Source organism: Phenylobacterium sp. (assembly GCF_036495085.1).
Classification (GTDB): domain Bacteria; phylum Pseudomonadota; class Alphaproteobacteria; order Caulobacterales; family Caulobacteraceae; genus Phenylobacterium.
Genome location: NZ_DASXNL010000057.1, coordinates 1 through 18,904, shown reverse-complemented (window position 1 = coordinate 18,904; position 18,904 = coordinate 1). Strand labels below are relative to the sequence as shown.

The 18,904-nt window shown below is 66.1% G+C and carries 15 protein-coding genes; 5 read left to right on the top strand and 10 right to left on the bottom strand.

Annotation, left to right across the window (positions count from 1 at the left end; all coding sequences use genetic code 11):
• Positions 1-219: 219 nt before the first annotated feature.
• From VGI62_RS07425 to VGI62_RS07415, 3 genes are read right to left on the bottom strand one after another with little or no spacing between them, the layout of a single operon-like run.
• Positions 220-813 (bottom strand): NAD(P)H-dependent oxidoreductase, encoded by a 594-nt coding sequence (locus tag VGI62_RS07425; protein ID WP_331503769.1) that lies wholly within the window; start codon positions 811-813, stop codon positions 220-222.
• Between the two features lie 22 nt (positions 814-835).
• Complete coding sequence (locus tag VGI62_RS07420; RefSeq protein ID WP_331503768.1) at positions 836-1,222, bottom strand: nuclear transport factor 2 family protein; 387 nt, start codon at positions 1,220-1,222, stop codon at positions 836-838.
• Between the two features lie 20 nt (positions 1,223-1,242).
• Entirely contained in the window at positions 1,243-1,809 is a 567-nt protein-coding gene (locus tag VGI62_RS07415; RefSeq protein WP_331503767.1) for a VOC family protein, read from the bottom strand.
• A 264-nt stretch (positions 1,810-2,073) separates the two neighbouring features.
• On the opposite strand from VGI62_RS07415, the gene VGI62_RS07410 reads away from it, so the two are divergent.
• On the top strand, positions 2,074-2,274 hold the full coding sequence (locus tag VGI62_RS07410) for a hypothetical protein (protein ID WP_331503766.1): 201 nt from the start codon (positions 2,074-2,076) through the stop codon (positions 2,272-2,274).
• 47 nt (positions 2,275-2,321) lie between these two features.
• Here the strand turns inward: VGI62_RS07410 and VGI62_RS07405 are convergent, their stop codons facing one another.
• Positions 2,322-3,914, bottom strand: a complete 1,593-nt coding sequence (locus tag VGI62_RS07405) for an FAD-dependent monooxygenase (RefSeq protein WP_331503765.1) — start codon at positions 3,912-3,914, stop codon at positions 2,322-2,324.
• Positions 3,915-3,983: 69 nt separating this feature from the next.
• Positions 3,984-4,766 (bottom strand): cyclase family protein, encoded by a 783-nt coding sequence (locus VGI62_RS07400; RefSeq protein ID WP_331503764.1) that lies wholly within the window; start codon positions 4,764-4,766, stop codon positions 3,984-3,986.
• Positions 4,767-5,010: 244 nt separating this feature from the next.
• Here VGI62_RS07400 and VGI62_RS07395 point away from each other — a divergent pair, with 244 nt between their 5' ends.
• A complete protein-coding gene (locus VGI62_RS07395) occupies positions 5,011-6,606 on the top strand; it encodes a metallophosphoesterase family protein (RefSeq protein ID WP_331503763.1) in 1,596 nt (531 codons plus the stop codon).
• Between the two features lie 132 nt (positions 6,607-6,738).
• Positions 6,739-7,437, top strand: coding sequence for a DUF1345 domain-containing protein (locus tag VGI62_RS07390; RefSeq protein WP_331503762.1), 699 nt, complete (start codon positions 6,739-6,741; stop codon positions 7,435-7,437).
• Between the two features lie 237 nt (positions 7,438-7,674).
• Here VGI62_RS07390 and VGI62_RS07385 read toward each other — a convergent pair whose 3' ends face one another.
• The 5 genes from VGI62_RS07385 to VGI62_RS07365 form a co-directional block, all read right to left on the bottom strand.
• Positions 7,675-8,211: a DUF1003 domain-containing protein gene (locus tag VGI62_RS07385; protein ID WP_331503761.1), complete on the bottom strand. Its 537-nt coding sequence runs from the start codon at positions 8,209-8,211 to the stop codon at positions 7,675-7,677.
• A gap of 205 nt (positions 8,212-8,416) precedes the next feature.
• A complete protein-coding gene (locus tag VGI62_RS07380; RefSeq protein ID WP_331503760.1) occupies positions 8,417-11,515 on the bottom strand; it encodes an efflux RND transporter permease subunit in 3,099 nt (1,032 codons plus the stop codon).
• Between the two features lies 1 nt (position 11,516).
• Positions 11,517-12,431 (bottom strand): hypothetical protein, encoded by a 915-nt coding sequence (locus VGI62_RS07375; RefSeq protein WP_331503759.1) that lies wholly within the window; start codon positions 12,429-12,431, stop codon positions 11,517-11,519.
• A gap of 186 nt (positions 12,432-12,617) precedes the next feature.
• Positions 12,618-13,970, bottom strand: coding sequence for a HAMP domain-containing sensor histidine kinase (locus VGI62_RS07370; protein WP_331503758.1), 1,353 nt, complete (start codon positions 13,968-13,970; stop codon positions 12,618-12,620).
• Complete coding sequence (locus VGI62_RS07365; protein ID WP_331503757.1) at positions 13,967-14,644, bottom strand: response regulator transcription factor; 678 nt, start codon at positions 14,642-14,644, stop codon at positions 13,967-13,969. Before VGI62_RS07365 ends, VGI62_RS07370 begins: the two co-directional genes overlap by 4 nt.
• 214 nt (positions 14,645-14,858) lie before the next feature.
• Between VGI62_RS07365 and VGI62_RS07360 the strand changes: the two genes are divergently transcribed.
• Positions 14,859-16,076 (top strand): efflux RND transporter periplasmic adaptor subunit, encoded by a 1,218-nt coding sequence (locus VGI62_RS07360; protein ID WP_331503756.1) that lies wholly within the window; start codon positions 14,859-14,861, stop codon positions 16,074-16,076.
• A gap of 3 nt (positions 16,077-16,079) precedes the next feature.
• On the top strand, positions 16,080-18,904 hold a 2,825-nt coding region (locus VGI62_RS07355), incomplete at its 3' end, for a CusA/CzcA family heavy metal efflux RND transporter (RefSeq protein WP_331503755.1).

Below are 18,904 nucleotides of genomic sequence, written 5' to 3'. Positions count from 1 at the left end.
CGGTCTTCGGCCGTTTGCCCTTGGGCGTCCAATATAGGCCCTGGCAGGGGTGGCCGCCGGCCGGGATCCGCCGTGAGGTCGGCGAGGGGAACCCCAGGAATTGACGCTCCACCTGGTCCAGCAAATTGGCTTCCGACATTGGCGCCCCGGTTCTTTGTTCCGGCCCGCGCTGCGACCGGACATGGGCTCGGAAAGTAACTTTGGCTGATCTTGGCGGGATCAGGAAGGGCGGGCGTCCTGGCGTAGCGCGCCTGCCAGAAACACGACCCGCGCCACCATGATGGGGATCAGGATTTTCGGCATGGGGGCGGTCAGGCCGGCCTCGTCGAACGCTTTGTCGGCGTGCGGGACGGCGACCTGTTCGGTCGCCACCATGGTCTGGATGGTTCCCAGGATCTGGCGCAGGTGGGCCAGGCCGCGCAGGCCGCCGAAGGGACTCTCGGAGGCCGACATTATCCCCGCGACCTTTCCGCGGAAGGCGGGCAGGGCGATCAGTGATTCTCCGGCGCGCGGTCGCGACGCCCAGTCGATGGCGTTCTTCAACACCCCGCTGACGGAGCCATTGTACTCCGGCGTCGCGATCAGGAAGCCGTCGTGCTCGATGAAGAGCGCGCGCAGTTCGTCCGCCCGAGCCGGGAAGGCCTCGGCCTCCAGGTCACCGTCGTAGAGCGGCAGGTCGAAGTCTCGCAATCGGATGGCCGTGACTTGCGCACCGGCGTCACGCGCGGCGGCTGCGGCGATATCCAGCAGGCGCTGGTTGAGGCTGTCGACGCGGGTGCTGCCGGCGAAGGCGAGCAGTCTTGGTCCGGTCATGGTCTATCCGTCGCCGCGACCATCAGGCCCTTACCCGGAAGGCCGCCACCTGGGCGGAATCCAGGTACTCGTCGAGCCGCGTGATCTTGCCATCCCGGACCTGGCCCACGAGGACCCCTGGCAGGCTCACGCGCACCCCGTCTCTGCGGGTTCCGGTCAGCACGTGCTGCTGCACGAACCCGCCCTCGAAGACGTCCACGCGCCGGCGCTCGTAGCGCCGCTCGCTGATCCACTTGATCATGCTGGCGAGGGTGGCGAGGTTCGCCTCGCGCGGTTGCTCCAGGTCATCGAAATTGTGCCAGACGACGAGCTCGGGAGCGTAGCAAGCGGAGACGCCCTCGACGTCACCCTGCTCGATGCAATCGAAAAAGCGGGCTGCCAGGGCGCGGATCGCGTCAGGCTCGGACATTGTGGTTTCCTTGTAGTCGGCTAGGCGCGGACAAGGCTGGGGTCGGGCACGCCGTCAGCGTTTTTCGGCGGATCGCGGGCCTCGTCGGGGCCCAAAGGCCGCGTCCATGAGGCGAACTCAAGACAGGCGCCATCGGGATCGAAGAAGTAGACCGAGCGGACGTAGACGTCGTCGTTCATGGTTTCCGCCACGCCCGAAGGCGAGTTGTCGTGGTCGAGGATGCGGGTGACGTCGATGCCCTTGTCCTTGAGGCGCTGGTAGTACTCCTCGAACTTTTCGGCCGGCACGTTGAAGGCGATATGGTTCATAGAGCCATGCGCGCTGCGGAAGTCCCCGCGCGTGGGCAGGTTCTCAGGCGACGACTGGCCGGGCGCGGCCGCGTGGGCGCCGGGGAACCAGAAGAAGGCCAGGCTGTCGCCGTTGCCGATGTCGAAGAAGAAGTGCTGTCCGCCGTTCGGCATGCTGATCGTCTTGGTCAGCGGCATGCCCAGCAGGTCGCGGTAGAAGGCCACCGTCCTGGCCATGTCCTTGCTGACCAGGGCCAGGTGGTGGACGCCACGGATGTCGAATTCGGTGTTGCTGGCCATAAGCCTCTCCTGGTCCGGTCCGGGTCATCGCCGGCAAAGGTTCGTTTTCTCATCAACCGCTAGGGAGGCGGCGTCAAACGTTCCCGTCCGATCACAGCTGCGCCGAATGGGGGTTAGCTCGATGCGCCCTCGTGCGCAGCCATGGTGGAGGGCGCCTGACCTTGTTGCTCTCACGATTTTTCGAACGACTTTGCGCTCGCAGCGTTGACGCTCAGATGACAAGTTTCACCCCAAGGGAAACTTGGCAGTCCTGAAAGTGTAATGATGTACCAGACCACGGGACGCGGCGGCCTCTACCCCGACGGATGCGCCTTTGAGAGCTACACCGCCAACGGCGCGATCGAGCGCTACTACGCTGTGCGGGTCGCCTGCGGGCGCGCGGTCGTGCGCGATCGCCTCGGCACGGAACTTTCTCTAGCGGGGCTGTCGGCGTTGGCCGAGCAGGAGCTCACGGAGCAAGCCTGAGACGGCGCTCCTTTTCCGCCGGGATCCCGGATCTCACGGCCGTCAATTCACCTGACGGGTTCGTCCAGGCGAATGCCTTGCCTCGCAAAATATTCATCGAGCGCGCGTGAGGTGCCGGGCGCTTCGGCGAGCGCCACGTAGGTGTCGGGCCGCAGCAGGTACATTCCGTCGCGTGTCAGCCCCGCTCTGTCGTAGGCCTCCCGCCAGGCGAAGACGTGCAGCGCGAGCAGATGGTCGCTGCACCAGGCTCGCAGCTCAGCACTCGCTTCGCCATAGACGTGCACCTGCCAGGTCATGGCCGAAAGGGACGCGAAGTTGTCCTGCCCCTCGACGCACGCCCAGGGCAACCGGTCGCCCCCCTGGACGTGGCCGGCCGCCCCGGCGCTCAACGGCCCGCCGCGATAGTTGAGCGTGATCTGCGAAATCGTGCGGAAGATGTAGTCGCGCGCCGCCTCGAAACTGGTCACTCGCGGCATCAAGACCGGCAGGATGCGCGTACGCACCACCTCGGCGACAGGACCCTCCGCGGTTGCGACGCTGAACATACGGTCGGTCGTTGCGACCAGGCGCCTGGCGAAAACGATCCTTTCGGTCTCATAACTGTCGAGCAACCTTGCGGGCGCGCGCCCGGCGGCCACGGCCGCCAGTTTCCAGGCCAGGTTGATGGCGTCCCCGATGCCGGTGTTCATGCCTTGGCCCCCGGCAGGACTATGGATGTGGGCGGCGTCGCCGAGCAGGAAGGCGCGGCCTTTGCCGAAGTGGTCCGCCACCCGGTGATGCACGTGATAGGTCGAGAACCAATTCACCTTCCGGATCGCGACCTTGAGGTTCTCGATGATCCGCTCACTGACGTCCTCGAATTTGAGTTCGTCGGCATTCTCAGCGCGTTCGTCACGGACCGTTCCGATCAGTCGCGCGCGGCCCTCGCCGGCCAGCGGGAAGACTGCCAGGAAGTCCGCCTCATCCAGGTCCACGTGCAATTCGCCGTCCACGGCCGGCCCTGCCGCTTCCACATCGGCGACGTAGAAGACCTGCCGGTAAGTCCCGCCGGGAAACGTCGCCCCGATCGTCTCGCGCACCTTCGAGCGCGCGCCATCACAGCCGGCGATATAGCCGGCCATGCAGACCGTCTCGCCGCCGTCGGTTGAGCCAAGCCGTGCGCTCACCAGGTCCCCGTCATCGGTGAAATCCAGAAGCGCGGTGCGCCGCTCCACCTCGACGCCCAGGGCCCGCAGCCGATCGATCAAGAGCCGCTCATGCTCATCCTGCGGGAAGATCTCCAGGAACGAGTAGGGGGTCAGGTCCACACCGATGGCTTCGAACGGCAGCCGCGCCTTACGCTCGCCCTTCACCCAAAGATTGACGCCGGCGACCTTGTGCCCAAGCCGCACCACGTCCTCGGCGAGATCGAGTTGGCGATAGAGCTCAAGGGTCCGGGCCTGCACCGCCAAGGCCCGCGAGGTTGTCCCAGGTCCCGCCGTTTCGTCGACAATCCGCACCGTGGCGCCCAGCTTTGTCAGCCAAAGCGCCAGCACCAAACCCGTCGGGCCTGCGCCCACGATCAGCACGTCGGTGTCGACCACGTCGTCCTCCATCGCCGAGGTCTGAACCACGGCTGCGGTGCGGCGATTGTCCCGCACGATCTCCTGCAGAACGGGATCTTAGGCAGACGAGATCCGCCTGAGGGGTGACAGCGCGCAGTGCGCGGGTCAGTCGTCGAAGATCGCCACGGCGCGGATCCAGCCTGCGCTCGCGTCCCTGATCTTCACGGGAAAGCAGGAGACGGTGAAGCCGTCGGGCGGCAGGCGCTCCAGGTCGTGGAGCTTTTCGATCTGGAAGTAGCCGATCTCAAGGCCCGCCTTGTGACCCTCCCAGATGATCGATGCGTCCCCAGTCTCCTGGAATCGCTTGTTCGTGTGGACGAAAGGCGCATCCCAGGACCAGGCATCGGTGCCGACGATCTTCACGCCACGCTCAGCCAGGTAGAGGGTCGCCTGCCGACCCATGCCGCAACCGGTGGCGACATATTCGGGTCGGCCAAAGACGGCGCCGGCGCTGGTGTTGACCAATACGATATCGAACGGCGCGAGCGTGTGGCCGATGCGCTTTAGTTCGGCTTCGACGTCGGCGGCGGTGGCCACGTAGCCATCTGGAAACTTGCGGAAGTCGAGTTTGACGCCCGGCCTCAGGCACCAGTCCAGCGGCAGCTCGTCGATTGTCATGGCGCGACGCTTTTCGCCGAGCGCGGCGTCCTGGGTGGAGTGGAAATGCCACGGCGCATCCATGTGGGTGCCGTTGTGGGTGGAGAGCCGGATGGTCTCCACCGCCCAACCTTCGCCGTCCGGAAGGTCTTCAGGCTTCAGCCCCGGGAACGAGGCGACAAGCTGCTCAGCGCCGGCCTGATGGTCGGTGTAGGCGACTTTCGGGGAAAAGCCCGGTGGGTCGGTAAATTCGTTGTTCTCAATGGCGACCGACAGGTCCACGAAGCGCATCTGGTCGGGCCTCCCGCGCAAGGCGACGTTCTTAAGTGCGAGCCTTGGCGATAGTCAGGCTTCCAGGCGAGCCCCACAAGTCCCGTTCCGACGCCTCGGCTGGGCGCGCCTCGGACTAGGCGTCCGACATGGAGCTGTCGCATGTTGCGGCTAGCTCAATTCAGACGCCAAGCGAGTTGCGATGTCAGGAGACTGAACTGGTTTTCCCACCTACCTGCGCCAATTCCCGGCTCACCCGAACGCCATGAACGAACCCGCCGCCGGATTCGACTTCGAGGTCAGCCGTCGACGGCTGCTGGCTGCAGCCGGGCTGGGGGCAGGGGCCGCCGTGGCCGGGTCCTGGGGCCTCAGCGCCCAGGCGGCCGAGGCTGGAGGCGAAGCTGGTGCGCCATCCCTTCGCGGCGCGGCGCCGGTGGCGGGGCTGCACCTGCAGTTCGGCGCCGACGCCTCGGCGCAGATGACCATCTCCTGGCACACGCTCGAACCCGTTGAGCGCCCGCAGATCCTGCTGGGTCGGATGGACGGGCGCCTGGAGCGCACGCTGGCGGCCGAGACAGTCAGCTACGAGGACGCCAAATCACGCCGCACGGTCTACGCCCACCATGCCAGGATCGACGGATTGCGGCCGGACACCGCCTATCTCTACGCCGCGATGCACGACGGCGCGGCTCCTCAATGCGCCACCTTCCGCACCGCGCCACGCGGGCGCGCGGCCTTTACGTTCACCAGCTTCGGCGACCAGGGGACGCCCACGATGCGCCGCGAGTTCGCCGCGCCGGCGGAGGTGACGGCGCCGAGCCCCCTCTATCTGAACGACAATCTGGGCTCACCGGCAGCCGCCGACACGACGATGGGCGTGGAGCGCGTGGCGCCCTTGTTCCACCTGTTCAACGGCGACCTTTGCTACGCCAACCTGGCTCATGACCGGGTGCGCACCTGGTGGGATTTTTGGGAGAACAACAGCCGCAGCGCCGCCAGGCGCCCCTGGATGCCTTCGGCCGGTAATCACGAGAACGAGCTCGGCAACGGGCCGATCGGCTACCGCGCCTACCAGACCTATTTCTCGCTGCCAAAGACGCCTGGCCAGACGGAGGTCACCCGCGGCCTCTGGTACGCCTTCACCGTCGGCGCCGTCAGGGTGGTCAGCATCGCGAACGACGACGTCTGCTATCAGGACGGCGGCGATTCCTACGTCCGAGGCTATTCCGCCGGCCGCCAGAAGGCCTGGTTGCAGGCCGAGCTCGCCCAGGCGCGCGGCAACCCCGAAATCGACTGGATCGTGGTCTGCATGCATCAGGTCGCCATCTCCACGGCCGACAAGTTCAACGGCGCTGACCTTGGCGTGCGTGAGGAATGGAGTCCGCTCTTCGACCGATACGGCGTCGACCTGGTGGTCTGCGGCCACGAGCACCATTACGAGCGCTCGCACCCGCTACGCGGCCATGAGGCTAACGCGACCCTTACGCCCAGGCCGGCCGCTTCGGCCACCGACGTGATCGATACGACCCGCGGCACGGTCCACATGGTGATCGGCGGCGGGGGCACCTACAAGCCCTCGCACCAGCTCATCTTTGATCCGCCGCAGTGCCGCGTGATCACCGCCGTCGGACCGCGCGACCCCGTGACCGGCAAGCGCGCCCCCGTCTACGTGCACGAGCCCGCCCCCTGGTCGGCGGTGCGCAACGCCGGCCACGGCTATGGGTTCGCAGCCTTCGCCGTCGATCCTGGATCTCGCGGCGCAATGACCACCATGAGGGTCACCTATTATGACGTGACGGGCCCGGACGGGCAGTTGGAGGCCTATGAGACCTTCACCCTGGCGCGCCCCCGGGGCGGCTAGTCGCTGTCGCTTTTGGCGTCCGAAGCAGCGGGCCATTTGCGGCAAAGCTGCGAGCGTGGCGTCGGTAGGCAAGGCGCATTGAAACCTGCCAAGGCTCCCCGTAACAATCCGCGGCCCGCGAGTGGAGAAGCGATGTCACGATCAACCCAACCACCTGCTCACGCGCAACCACCTGCTCACGTGCATCACTGGCGTTTGATGGTCGGCGCCGCCTGCGGCGCGCTCGGGTTCGCAATATCGAGGATGTTGACCGCGCCGGTCGGACTGTCGAGCCTGATTGGCTGGAATACGGCGTGCCTGGTCTTCCTGGTCTTGATCAGCACCTTGTTGTTCGAGGACGAGAAAACCGTTCGCGCCCGCGCCTCGGTTGAGGATGAGGGCGCCCAGGTTATGACGCTCCTGGTCGTCTTTGCGGTCGCCGCCAGTGTGGCGGCGACGTTTCTTGCGCTAAATGAATCGAAAGCGGTCGCCGCGCACGCGCTGAACGCCCGGCCTTGGCCCCTGGCCCTTTCAGTTTCCACCATGGCGATGAGCTGGCTTGTAATCCAGGCCATCTTTACGCTCCGGTACGCGCATAGTTATTTCGGAGATGACGACAGAGACGGGAGAATAAACGGAGGCGTAAAGTTTCCAGGAGAACAGCCGAAGAAATACTCCGACTTCATATATATGGCTGTTTGCGTCGGATGCACTTCACAGGTCTCTGACTTCAATATCGAAACGAATGGATTTCGCAACCTTGTTACGACGCACGCGATAGTTTCTTTTACATACAATGTATCCGTTCTCGCGTTGGGTATAAATATGGTCGCCTCTCTCATTGGCCAATAGCATCGGATGTTTCGCCGATCAGCCTTCGCGAGATTGCCCGGGCGTCACGGCAGCTGGGCGGGCAGGCGAATTTTCGAGGCTGACAAGACGGCCTTGATGCGACCTAGCAGCCTCGCGCCACGCCGGATGATGGGCGGGCCGCGAAGCGCCAGGACCACGACCGTGTTCGGGATGGCCGCCGCCGTCGAACGCGGCCGAAGCAAATCCTTCGGCCACATCACCTTTGGTTCTGGCGTCTCAGCCCTTTGACGTCGCGCCGGGTTCTGCCTTGGCCGCCTGCAACAGCTTCGTCAGATCGTTTATGGCGTTGGTCAGGGCCAGGACCTCTTTCTCGCGTAGTTCGTCGATCTTCTGGTGCAGGAGCTCAATCTCCAGCTCGGCCTTGATGTTCACCTGGTAGTCGTTCTCCGCCTCCTTGCGGTCGATATCCTGCTGCCGGTTCTGGGCCATCATGATGAACGGCGCGGCGTAGGCAGCCTGAAAGGATAGCGCCAGGTTGAGGAGGATGAAGGGGTACGGATCCCACTTCTGGATGAAGGCCGTTACGTTCAGCACGATCCAGATGGCCAGCAGGAGCGACTGGATGATGATGAAGTTCCAGGACCCCATGGTGGCGGCCACCTTGTCGGCGATCTTCTGGCCGATCGTCAGGTTGTACCCAGGTTTTGCGTGGCCATTGTCGCTGCGCTTCAGACGCCGCAGGTCCCGAAGCTCGCCGAGCAACCGCTCTTCGGTGTCACGCAACTCAAGTTTCAGGGTCTCGATCGCTGCCATGGCGCTTTCTCGTTATGGGACCGTACCCTGGCCATCCGCATCGGACTCAGCGAAGCGATTCCAGAGCACGCACATAATCACACGCAACAACGGTTTCTGACATCCTCCTCGCCCTGAGGGGCGTGCGGCGGCCTCGAACAATTCCCGCCGAAGCTCTCGGCCGCGGTCAGCGACCTTAGTCTTCGGTAGAGCAGTGTGGCCGACGTCAGACGCCGACCGCCGGACCACCATGGCGCCGCGCCAGGCGAGCGTAGCCCGGACGCCAGAAGGCGAAGATCATCACGGGAAGCACCAGCAGGCTGCCGATGGTCCCGGTGACCAGGCCGCCGAGGATGACGATGGCCATCGGCCCCAGGATTTCGCGGCCGGCGGCGTCGGCATGGACGGCCAAGGGCGCCACGCCCAACCCCACCAAAAGAGCGGTCATCAGGAGCGGTGTCAGACGCTCCCGGGAGGCGAGAACAATGGTCGGCAGCGACCAGGGTTGCTGCCTCGAAAGCACCAGGTCCTCCAGGCGGGAAAAGATCAGGATGGCGCTACGCATGGATAGGCCGAACAGGGCGATGAAACCGACAAGCGCGCCCACCGACATCACCCCGCCCATGAGAGCTACGGCCGCCACCGCTCCGGTGAAAGCAAAAAGGCTGGAGATCAGGATCAGCGCGCCCGTCCGCCCGTCAAAGGCCACTGTGAGCAGTGCGATCACGCCAAACAAGGCCAGCGCATAGTTGAGCAGGAGCGCATTGCGCGCGTCTGGCACAGCCTGGCCCGCGCCCCCGAATTCAACGAACGCGCCTCGTGGCAAGGCCACCTTTGAGGCGACCGCCTGGCGCACGTGGCTTGCAAAACGCTCGGCGTCCGCCGGGCTGGCGGAGATCACCTGGCGTCTCAGGCCGCCATCATGTGCAATCACGGCGCGGTCATCGCTGAGATAGACGTTGGCGACCGACTTCAAGGGCACGGAGACGCCCGACGTCGAGCGTAGCAGGAGATCACCCACCGCCTCCGGATCGCGCCGAAGCGAAGCCTGGGCGCTCACGGCCAGGTCGACCACCCGCCCATCCACATAGATCTGAGCGACCCGTTGGCCGGCAAATGCGGCTTGAATGGTGTCGAGCACGTCGCCGGCCGACAGGCCGTAAAGCGCCAGACGTTGGAACTGGATATCGACCCTGACTGTCGGTGCGCGCTCCTGGTTCTCAATGGTCACGCCCTTGGCTCCGGGCAGGGCCTTCATCAGAGCGGCGATGCGCTCGGCGGTGGCGTCCAGGGCGTTCAGATCCTGGCCGAACACCCGCACCTCAACGGGCGCTGAGGGTTGAAGCCCGTCCTGGCCGGCGTCGAACCGCGACTGGACCCGGGCGCCGAGGCCGGGGAAGCGCTGCAGTCGCCGCAGCACCTCATCGGCGAGGCGCCGTTGCTCGCCCGCCCCCAACCCCGGCGCCAATTCCAGATCGAAGATGCTTCGCTCGGGTCCCCAACTGTCCTCGCCCGTGGCGTCGCGGCCGATCCGTTGGCTGATTGATCGCACGCCTGAGAGAGGTCGCAGGGCGGCGGTTACACGTTCCCCGTAGTCGCGCGTCACCGCGATCGAGGTCGAAGGCGGTTCGCTGATCTGAACCACCAGGTGGCCATCATGCACGCTGGGCAGGACCTCAGGCCGCAGGACCAGCAGCGCGGCCAGTGACAGCGCCACTAAGATCCCAGCGCCAGTCACCAACAGCGCGGGCCGCGCGCAGAGCCTGGTGAGCAAGTCGCCATGGAAATCCTTCAGGCGCCTGAGCACGCCGGGTTCGGGTGGCGGCCCCTCATGCTGGTGAAAGAGCAGGCACCAAGCCGGGGTCACGACCGCAGCGACCAGCAGCGAGGCGAGGGAGGCGGCGATGATCGCGCCCGCCAGAGGGCCGAGGAGCGCGCCCCCCTGGCCCTTGAGCGCAAGCAGCGGGGCGAGCACGACAATCACAGCGAGCGTCGCGTAGATGACCGGTCCACGCACTTCGAGCGACGCGGCGAGCACGGCTTCCAGGTCCGAGGCATGGTCATGCTCGGCGTCACGCAGGCGCGTGATCACATTCTCGACCCCGATGACGGCATCGTCGATGACCACGCCAAGGGCGACGGCAAGGCCCCCAAGCGTCATCGCGTTGAGCGTCCAGCCAAACAGCTTCAAAACCAGGACGGCCGCCAGCAGCGACAACGGAATACTGATCATCGAGATCAGCACGGCTCGGGCATCGCGCATGAAGATGGCGAGCACGATGGCGATCAGCGCCGCGCCGATCGCCAGGTCTGCGGCGATCCCGCGCCCAGCCGCGGTGGCGAACGTCGCCGGCCGGTCGAGGTCGGTGCGGACACTGATCCCCTGGGCGGCGAGCGCGGGCTGCAGTTCGGCCAGGGCGCGCTCGACGGCATGGGTGGTCTCAAGGGTGTTGGCGCCGTACTGGCGGCCAACGGCGACCAGCACGCCGGGTTTGCCCATGATGAGGGCGTCCCCGTCCGCCGGCGCCGGCGCTTCGACCACGTCGGCCACGTCGTTGATGCGCACGGGCGCGCTGCCGGGCGCCTGGATCTGTCCGGCTCCCACATCCTCGACCGTCAGCGCCTGGCCGTGGGGTTCGATCAGCACGCGCTGGCCCTCGGTGTCGATGAAGCCGGCCCCCGCGGCGCTTGTGGCCCGCTTCACCGCCCTGAGGATGTCGAGGAAGCCGAGGTCGCTGGTGGAGAGATCGCCGGGACGCGCGCGCACGTCGATGCGCCGGACCTGGCCGCCATAGACGGCGACCCGCGCCACGCCGGCGGCGGTGAGCAGGCGCGGGCGAACGGTCCACTGGACGATGTCGCGCAGCGCCATCGGATCGAGTTTGTCGCTGGTGAACCCGATCTTGAGCACATCAGCGCCGCGCGACGTCAACGGCGCGATGCGCGGCGCGACGCCGTCTGGGAGTGCGCCGGCGAGCGTCGACAGCCTCTCCGACAGCGCCTGGCGGGCGCTATTGGGGTCGGCGCCATCGGCGAAGCGAACGGTGACGATCGAAAGGCCTTGAACGGATTCGGAGTGAACGTCGGCGACGTTTGTCGCCCCGATCAGGGCGCTCTCGATGGGCCTGGTGACCTGGTTTTCGACCTGCTGCGCCACCAGGCCGGACGCTTCAGTCTGGATGGTCGTCTCCGCCGGCGCCAGGTCGGGCATGAGGTCGAACCCGACGCTGCGCGCGGACAAGAGGCCCCAGACCAGGAACCACAGGCAGGCCCATGCGATCAGCCTGGGACGTTCTAGCGACCAGCGGACAATGCGCCCCAGCATCTCAGGGAGCCGCGCCCGGCGCGTTCTGCTCGGCGGTAAAGAGCGCCACGGCTCCCTTGGTCACCACCTCATCGCCGGCCGAAAGGCCTTCGGCGACAAAGAAGCCGTCCGCCTGCGGCACGGGGTTTTGCAGTGCGCGACGTTCGAAGTCGGTCGGACCCTTGCGAACATAGACCCAGCCGGCGCCGCGGAAGCGGATGATCGCCGAGCGCGGCGCGACAACCCCTGTTTGCGTGGTCTTTGTCTCGATGTGGGCGCTTTGGGTCAGCCCGACCGAAAAAAGGATCGCCGAGGGGCCTGTGACCTCGACGATCAGTCCTGACGATTGCAGGCGTGATTCGGCCGCTCGCGCGGGGCCGAGCACCTCGCCGCGGACCGAGTTATCGCCGACATCAATCTTGACGACCCGCGCGCCGGCCTGGCCTGCGTTGTTGTGCGTGTCCACGTGGACGAGAGCGATCCGCCCGGCAGAAAGCCCTCTGACCAGTTGTGCACGCGCCGCCGTGCTCATCCGAGCGACCCCCGGTCCCCATTCGAGGCCCAGCCGGTGACGCAGTATGGCGACCTTCAGGGCGTCGGACTGCGCCTGGGCCACCGCGGCCTCCATGTCCTTGGTCGCGACGCCTCCAACCGAGGCGTGCAGGGCTTTGGCGCGCGCAGCCTCGGCGTTCGAGGCGACGGCCGCCGCCTCCGCGGCCGCGAGGTCCGAATCCAGCTGCGCCAGCGGCCCCGGATCGAGCACCTTCGCAAAGGCGTCGACCTCGGCCGCCCGCTGGGCAGGCGAAAGCCTTTGGGTGGTGACGCCCAGTTCGCGCTGGGCCTCGAGGCTCATCTCTATGCCCGCCGCATGTGCGCCGGCCGCCGCCAGCGCCAGGCACATCGCCGCGGCCGCTGTTGTCAGGAGCGATCTTTTCATTCGAGCCCCGATGCGGCGACCGTCCCGGCCGACACGCCCAGTGTCGCGCTCACCCTTGCGTTGGGCGTTGCGGCTCCGGAGCAATGTCGATGTCGGCCAGAAATCAGCCAATCACTCCCCTCCTATAGTGGGATTCTCGGTTTAACGTGGATCCGTCGAAGCCGCTCCGCCGGCGATCCGGACGGGTCAAAGAGGCCTGAGCCGCATCTCGAAACGTGCGCCGCCTTCAGGTGTCGCGGCGATCTCGATGGTCCCCCCATGCGCGTGGACGATCTGCTGGACAATGCTCAGGCCCAGGCCGCCGCCCTTGGTTGTCCTGTGCTCGCGCCGCCAGAACCGCTGGAAGACCAACTCGCGATCGCACTCCGGGATGCCGGGTCCCTCGTCCGACACGCTCACCACGCCGTCCGAGGCGACTGAGACCCTGACCGTGCCGCCGACCGGGGTATGAGCGATAGCGTTCTCGATCAGGTTGCGAACCGCTCGGACCAGGGCCTCGGCGCGGCCGCGCACCCAGACGGGCCTGTCGTCGACAGCGAGTTCGATCTGCTTGCCGTCTGCAATAGCCAGGGTCGCCATATGGCTCGACACATCCAGGCTGACAGCGCGCAGGTCGGCGCGATCGTCCTCCAGGAGGGCGAAGCTCTCCAGCTCGGCGATCGCCAACAGCTGTTCCACCAGCCGCCCCATCGCGTCGATGTCGGCTCGAAGGGCGCGCGCCGCGTCGCGATCGGTCAGCGTGTCAGCCCGCAGCCGCAGGATGGCCAGCGGTGTGCGCAGCTCGTGAGCCGCGTCGGCCGTGAATTCCCGTTGGGTCCGAAAGCCGGCCTCAAGGCGGTCAAGCGCGCGATTGATCGCCGCCACCAGGGGCGTGATCTCGCTGGGCAAACCCTGGGTCGGCAGTCGCAGCTCCAGGCGCGTCGGATCGATCGCCTCGGCGCGGCGCGAGGCCTCGCGGACGGGGGCGAGCGCGCGCTGGACAATCAGGATGTCCGCCGCCAGGAGCGCCAGCACGATGGGGACGATCAGCCACCAGACCCAGCGCAGGAACTCGGCCACCACGTCGTCGACGAAGACGTCCGGATCCCCAAGATTCTGCCGCACCTGGATCCAGATCGGGCGGCCCCCCGAGCGATAGGGGAAACTCGCGCCAAAATAGGCGTCGGGGCCGCGGGCGCGGTGGAAGAAGGTTGGCTGGAGCTCTTTCGGATCGACCCCGAACAAGGCGCCGCCGCTCGGCAGCGAGGACTTCAGCGCACGTCCATCGGCGTCCACGATCGCAAAGGCGTAGCCGCCATAACCCTCGGCGTAGAGATCCTTCAGGTTCGGCGGCAGATCCAATTGCAGGCCTGCGCCGGCTGGCCTCGTGGCGGCGGCGATGGCGGCGGCGTGGTCGCTCAGGGTGTGGCGCTCGAACGAAGCCAGCGTCGCGTTCAGGAGGATGAAGATGGCTGCAACCATGGCCAGGGTCGCGGCGGTCACGCTGGCCAGATGCAGCCACAGGATCCGCGTGAGGATGGTCCCGAGCCGAGGCCTCATTGCGGCGCTTCAGCGAACATGTAGCCGACGCCCCGCACCGTGTGGATCGTCGCGCGGATATCCAGCGGTTCCAGGCGGCGACGCAGGCGGTGAACCTGGACCTCGACGGCGTTGGATCCGACTTCGCTACTCATACCGAAGAGATGGTCTTCAACGTGCTGTTTCAGCACCACGCGGCCGCGGCGGCGCATGAGCAATTCCAGGAGGCTGAGCTCGCGACCGGAAAACGCGATCGGTTCTCCACGGACGAACCCCTGCCGCGCCTGGGTGTCGAGCGCCAGGTCGCCCACTTCCAGCACCTGCCCAAGGATATCTCCCGGCCGGCGCAGCAGGGCGTGCAACCGTTCCGTCAGCTCCTCCAGGGCGAAGGGTTTGAGCAGGTAGTCGTCGGCGCCTGCGCGCAGGCCTGTCAGCCGGTCATCGAGGCCGCCGCGAGCGGTGACCACAAGCACCGGCGTCGAATCCCGCCGCGCCCGCATTTCCCGAAGCAGCCCAAGGCCGTCGCTGTCCGGCAGGCCAAGGTCCAACACCACCGCAGCATACCGGCGCATCTGGGTCGCGAGCCTGGCGGGCTCGGCCGCGGCGACCGCGTCGACCGCGAACCCCGCCGCGCTTAGTCCGCGCGCCAGCAGGCCCGCGAGCTCGGCGTTGTCCTCTACGACCAGCAGTCTCATGGATGCGTCTTATGCGCCTTCAGGCAGAGCCGACCATAGAGTCTACCGCGCCGCCGGGTCGGGCGCGCGCTCAGCGAGGCGCTGTAAGGTGGCTGTAAGCTAGCCCGGCTAAGAGCGTCTCGCCCGACCGCGCTATCGCGGCCAAGCCCCTCCGACCTCTTAATCGGTTCGGCTTTGTCGGGTGTCACGCGCAGGCCATTGGGATTAGCCAAAAATGGTGGACACGCCGAGCAGCCCACGCGCGCTGCCGCGTCGCACGCAGCTCTTGTTGCTCGCTTCAGCGACAATCGCAGCTCTTGTGGTCCTCTTCGGGCTGCCGCGACTGGCGCATCTTTTCGAACCCAAGCCCGCGCCCGCGCCCGCTGCGCCTCCGCGTGGCCAATTCATCGCGACCGACCAGCAATGGGCGACGCTGAGCTTCGCCACGGTGCAGTCCGTAGGGTTCCGCGGCGAGGCTCAGACCGACGGCAAGATCACGACCGACGATGACCGCACCACTCAGGTTTTTTCGCCTTATTCCGGTCACGTCACCCATGTGTTCGCCAGGGTCGGCGACAAGGTAAAGGCCGGCCAGCCGCTGTTTTCGGTCCAGGCTTCGGAATTCGTTCAGGGGCAGAACGATCTGGCCGCGGCCCAGGCGCAGGTCCGGTTGACCCGGGCGGCCGAGGCGCGTCTGCACGAACTCTATAAGACCAACGGCGCGGCATTGAAGGATTGGCAGCAGAGCCAGGCTGACCACGCAGCGGCCGAAGCCAGCCTTTCAGCGGCGCGCAACCGTCTGAAGATCCTTGGAATCAGCGATCAGCAGATCGCGGCGCTTGGCAGCCGAGCCGATGGCGCGGGGTTCATCAAAGAGGCTGTCGTGCGCGCCCCGATCAGCGGCGTGGTGACCCAGCGCGCGATCGGCGAGGGCCAGGCCATCGCCAGCGTGACCAACGGCGGCTCCACCTCCGCCTTCGTGGTGAGCGACCTTAGCCGGGTCTGGCTTGTGGGCGCCTTGCGCGAGGTCGACGCGACGAAGGCGCGGGTGGGCCAGGCCCTTGAGGTGCGCGTGCTCGCCCTGCCGGAGCAGACCTTCGCCGGCAAGGTGGATTTCGTCTCGCCGACCGTAGATCCCGTCAGCCGGCGGGTGGCCGTACGAGCCGAGATCGCCAATCCGGGCGGCGTGCTCAAGCCCGAGATGTTCGCGAATTTCACATTGGCGACGGACGGCGCCACGAGCGCAGTCGGCGTGCCCGAAGACGCGGTGATCTACGAGGGCGACACCGCCCGGGTCTGGATCGCCCACGCCGGCCACGCACTGGAGTTGCGCCAGATCAGCCCCGGGCAGGTCGTGGGCGGCGTGGTGCAGGTGCTCTCGGGCCTGCAGCCGGGCGAAAAGGTGGTCGTCGGCGGCGCGCTCTTCATCGACCGCGCGACGCAGGGCGACTAGGGCATGAACGGTATCGTCGCCTTCGCGCTGCGCCACCGCGCACTGATGATGGTTGGCCTGGCGGCGGTCTTCGTGGCCGGGATCGTCGGCTTCATCAAGCTCAACATCGAGGCTTATCCCGACCCGGTGCCGCCCCTCGTCGAGGTCGTGACCCAGTCAAGCGGGCAGTCGGCCGAAGAGATCGAGCGCTACATAACAATTCCGATCGAGGTCCAGATGGCGGGGATCCCGCACGTGACCAGCGTGCGGACCATCTCGCTCTTCGGCCTGTCGGACGTGAAGGTTCAGTTCACCTACGACTTTTCCTACGATGAGGCCGAGCAGAGGGTGATCAATCGCCTGAGCGAGCTTGGCGGCTTACCAAACGGCGCCCAGCCGCAAATCTCCCCGGAGAGCCCCATCGGGGAGATCTACCGGTATCGGGTTGTCGGCCCTCCCGGGTATTCGGTGACCAACCTGAAGACCCTGCAGGACTGGGTGCTGGAGCGCCGCTTCAAGGCGGTTCCGGGTGTGATCGACGTCGCCGGCTGGGGCGGCAAGACCAAGACCTACGACGTCGAAATCGACAAGAACAAGCTGAATGCCTACGGCCTGTCGCTACCGCAGGTGCTGAGCGTGCTGAACAACAGCAATATCAACGTTGGCGGCCAGACCGTGAATATCGGCCCGCAGGCCGCCATCGTGCGGGGCGTCGGACTGATCCATTCGATGGACCAGCTGCGCGACACCATGTTGTCCAGCACCAACGGCCGGCCTGTGCTTTTGAGCGACATCGCCAGCGTCAAGGTCGGCCACGAACCCCGCCTGGGCATCGCCGGGCAGGATGGAGACGACGATATCGTCCAGGGCGTCGTCCTGATGCACCGTGGCGAGAAGAGCATGCCGACGATCCGCGCCGTCGAGGGCGAGGTCCAGAAGATCAATTCGACCGGCGTGCTGCCGCCGGGCGTAAGCATCAAGAAGATCTACGATCGAAGCGATCTGATCGCGGTTACGACCGAGACCGTGCTCCACAACATGGTCTTCGGAATCCTGCTGATCTTCGCCGTCCAGTGGGCGTTCCTGGGCAATTTCCGCAGCGCGCTGATCGTCGCTGCGACAATCCCGTTCGCCTTGTTCTTCGCGATCCTGATCATGACCTTGCGAGGGGAATCGGCGAACCTGCTCTCGGTTGGCGCGATCGACTTCGGTCTGGTGGTGGACGCCACGGTGATCATGGTCGAGACCATTTTCCGTCACCTGAGCGAGCATTCCGCAGCTTCATCGAGCGAGGCCCGGTTGGGAGAGCGGGGGAAGCTCGCCATCATCGCGGACGCAGCGATGCAGGTGAACCGGGCGATCTTCTTCGCCGCCGCCATCATCATCGTAAGCTTCCTGCCGTTGTTCATGCTGACCGGGGTCGAAGGGCACATCTTCGGCCCGATGGCCAAGACCTACGCCTACGCCATCGCCGGCGGACTGCTCGCCACCTTCACCGTCACCCCGGCGCTCAGCGGGCTTCTGCTTCCGAGCACGATGCGGGAGACCGACACCCTGCTCATGCGCGCGCTGCGCCGGTTCTATCCGCCGCTGGTCAGGCTGGCGCTCGCCAACCGCATCCTGATCCTGGGCGGCGCAGGCCTGATGATCGCGCTGGCGGTCCTGGCCGGAGCCGGGCTTGGCCTGGAGTTCCTGCCCCACCTGGAGGAGGGGAACTTCTGGATCCGGGCAGACATGCCGACAGCTGTCTCGCTGGAAGCCAGCAACGGCTTCGTCAACCAGATGCGCGCGGTGATAAAGCGCTTCCCGGAGGTCCAGACGGTCGTCTCACAGCACGGCCGTCCCGACGACGGCCTCGACCCGACCGGCTTCTTCAACGCCGAGTTCTTCGTGCCGCTCAAGCCGACGAACCAATGGCCGGCCGGCATCGACAAGGCCAAACTGACCAAGCAGCTCAGCGAGGCCCTGGCGAACAAGTTTCCCGGTGTCGATTTCAACTTCTCGCAGAACATCGAAGACAACGTCGAAGAGGCGGCGTCCGGGGTGAAGGGCGAGAACTCGGTCAAGCTCTTCGGCGGCGACCTCAAGACGCTGGAGAGCACCGCGGACAAGATCAGGGACGTGATGGCCACCGTGCCGGGAATCGCCGACCTGGCCGTCTTCAACTCGCTGGGTCAGCCTACGGTCCAGATCGACGTCGATCGCGCTCGCGCCGCCCGCTACGGACTGGCGCCCGGCGACATCAACAACACCATCCAGACAGCCATCGGCGGCCAGGCGGCCGGCAACATCTATGAAGAAGGCAGCGACCGTAATTTTCCGATCGTCGTCAGGCTCGCGCCGCAATTCCGGCAGAGCCTGGAATCCATCCGCAGTCTGAATATCGCGGCGCCCAATCCAAGCGGGAGCGGGGTGATCCAGGTTCCTCTGAGCGATGTGGCGGACGTCAAATTCGTCAAAGGCGTTTCATTCGTCTATCGCGAGAACCAGGGGCGCTACATCCCAATCAGGTTTTCGGTGCGCGGGCGCGACCTTGGCGGAGCGGTGGCCGAGGCCCAGGCCAAGATCGCCCGGCAGGTCGTCCTGCCGGGGGGCTATCGGTTGGAGTGGGTCGGTGAGCTGGGCGAATTGCAGGACGCGCTTGGACGATTGGCCGTGGTCGTGCCGATCAGCCTGCTCCTGATCGGCCTCCTGCTGTTCCTCAACTTCGCCTCGATCACCGACACCTTGTTGGCGGCGAGCGTGGTGCCGATGGCCCTGATCGGCGGCATCTTCACCCTTTACCTGACAGGCACACCGCTCAGCGTATCGGCCGCCATCGGTTTCATCGGGCTGCTGGGCATCTCGGC

Bases quoted from the DNA above. Each gene is read 5' to 3' on its own strand.
- VGI62_RS07425 (WP_331503769.1), bottom strand. From the start codon at position 813: ATGACCGGACCAAGACTGCTCGCCTTCGCCGGCAGCACCCGCGTCGAC.
- VGI62_RS07420 (WP_331503768.1), bottom strand. From the start codon at position 1,222: ATGTCCGAGCCTGACGCGATCCGCGCCCTGGCAGCCCGCTTTTTCGAT.
- VGI62_RS07385 (WP_331503761.1), bottom strand. From the start codon at position 8,211: ATGGCAGCGATCGAGACCCTGAAACTTGAGTTGCGTGACACCGAAGAG.
- VGI62_RS07390 (WP_331503762.1), top strand. From the start codon at position 6,739: ATGTCACGATCAACCCAACCACCTGCTCACGCGCAACCACCTGCTCAC.
- VGI62_RS07380 (WP_331503760.1), bottom strand. From the start codon at position 11,515: ATGCTGGGGCGCATTGTCCGCTGGTCGCTAGAACGTCCCAGGCTGATC.
- VGI62_RS07375 (WP_331503759.1), bottom strand. From the start codon at position 12,431: ATGAAAAGATCGCTCCTGACAACAGCGGCCGCGGCGATGTGCCTGGCG.
- VGI62_RS07365 (WP_331503757.1), bottom strand. From the start codon at position 14,644: ATGAGACTGCTGGTCGTAGAGGACAACGCCGAGCTCGCGGGCCTGCTG.
- VGI62_RS07415 (WP_331503767.1), bottom strand. From the start codon at position 1,809: ATGGCCAGCAACACCGAATTCGACATCCGTGGCGTCCACCACCTGGCC.
- VGI62_RS07400 (WP_331503764.1), bottom strand. From the start codon at position 4,766: ATGCGCTTCGTGGACCTGTCGGTCGCCATTGAGAACAACGAATTTACC.
- VGI62_RS07410 (WP_331503766.1), top strand. From the start codon at position 2,074: ATGTACCAGACCACGGGACGCGGCGGCCTCTACCCCGACGGATGCGCC.
- VGI62_RS07395 (WP_331503763.1), top strand. From the start codon at position 5,011: ATGAACGAACCCGCCGCCGGATTCGACTTCGAGGTCAGCCGTCGACGG.
- VGI62_RS07370 (WP_331503758.1), bottom strand. From the start codon at position 13,970: ATGAGGCCTCGGCTCGGGACCATCCTCACGCGGATCCTGTGGCTGCAT.
- VGI62_RS07360 (WP_331503756.1), top strand. From the start codon at position 14,859: ATGGTGGACACGCCGAGCAGCCCACGCGCGCTGCCGCGTCGCACGCAG.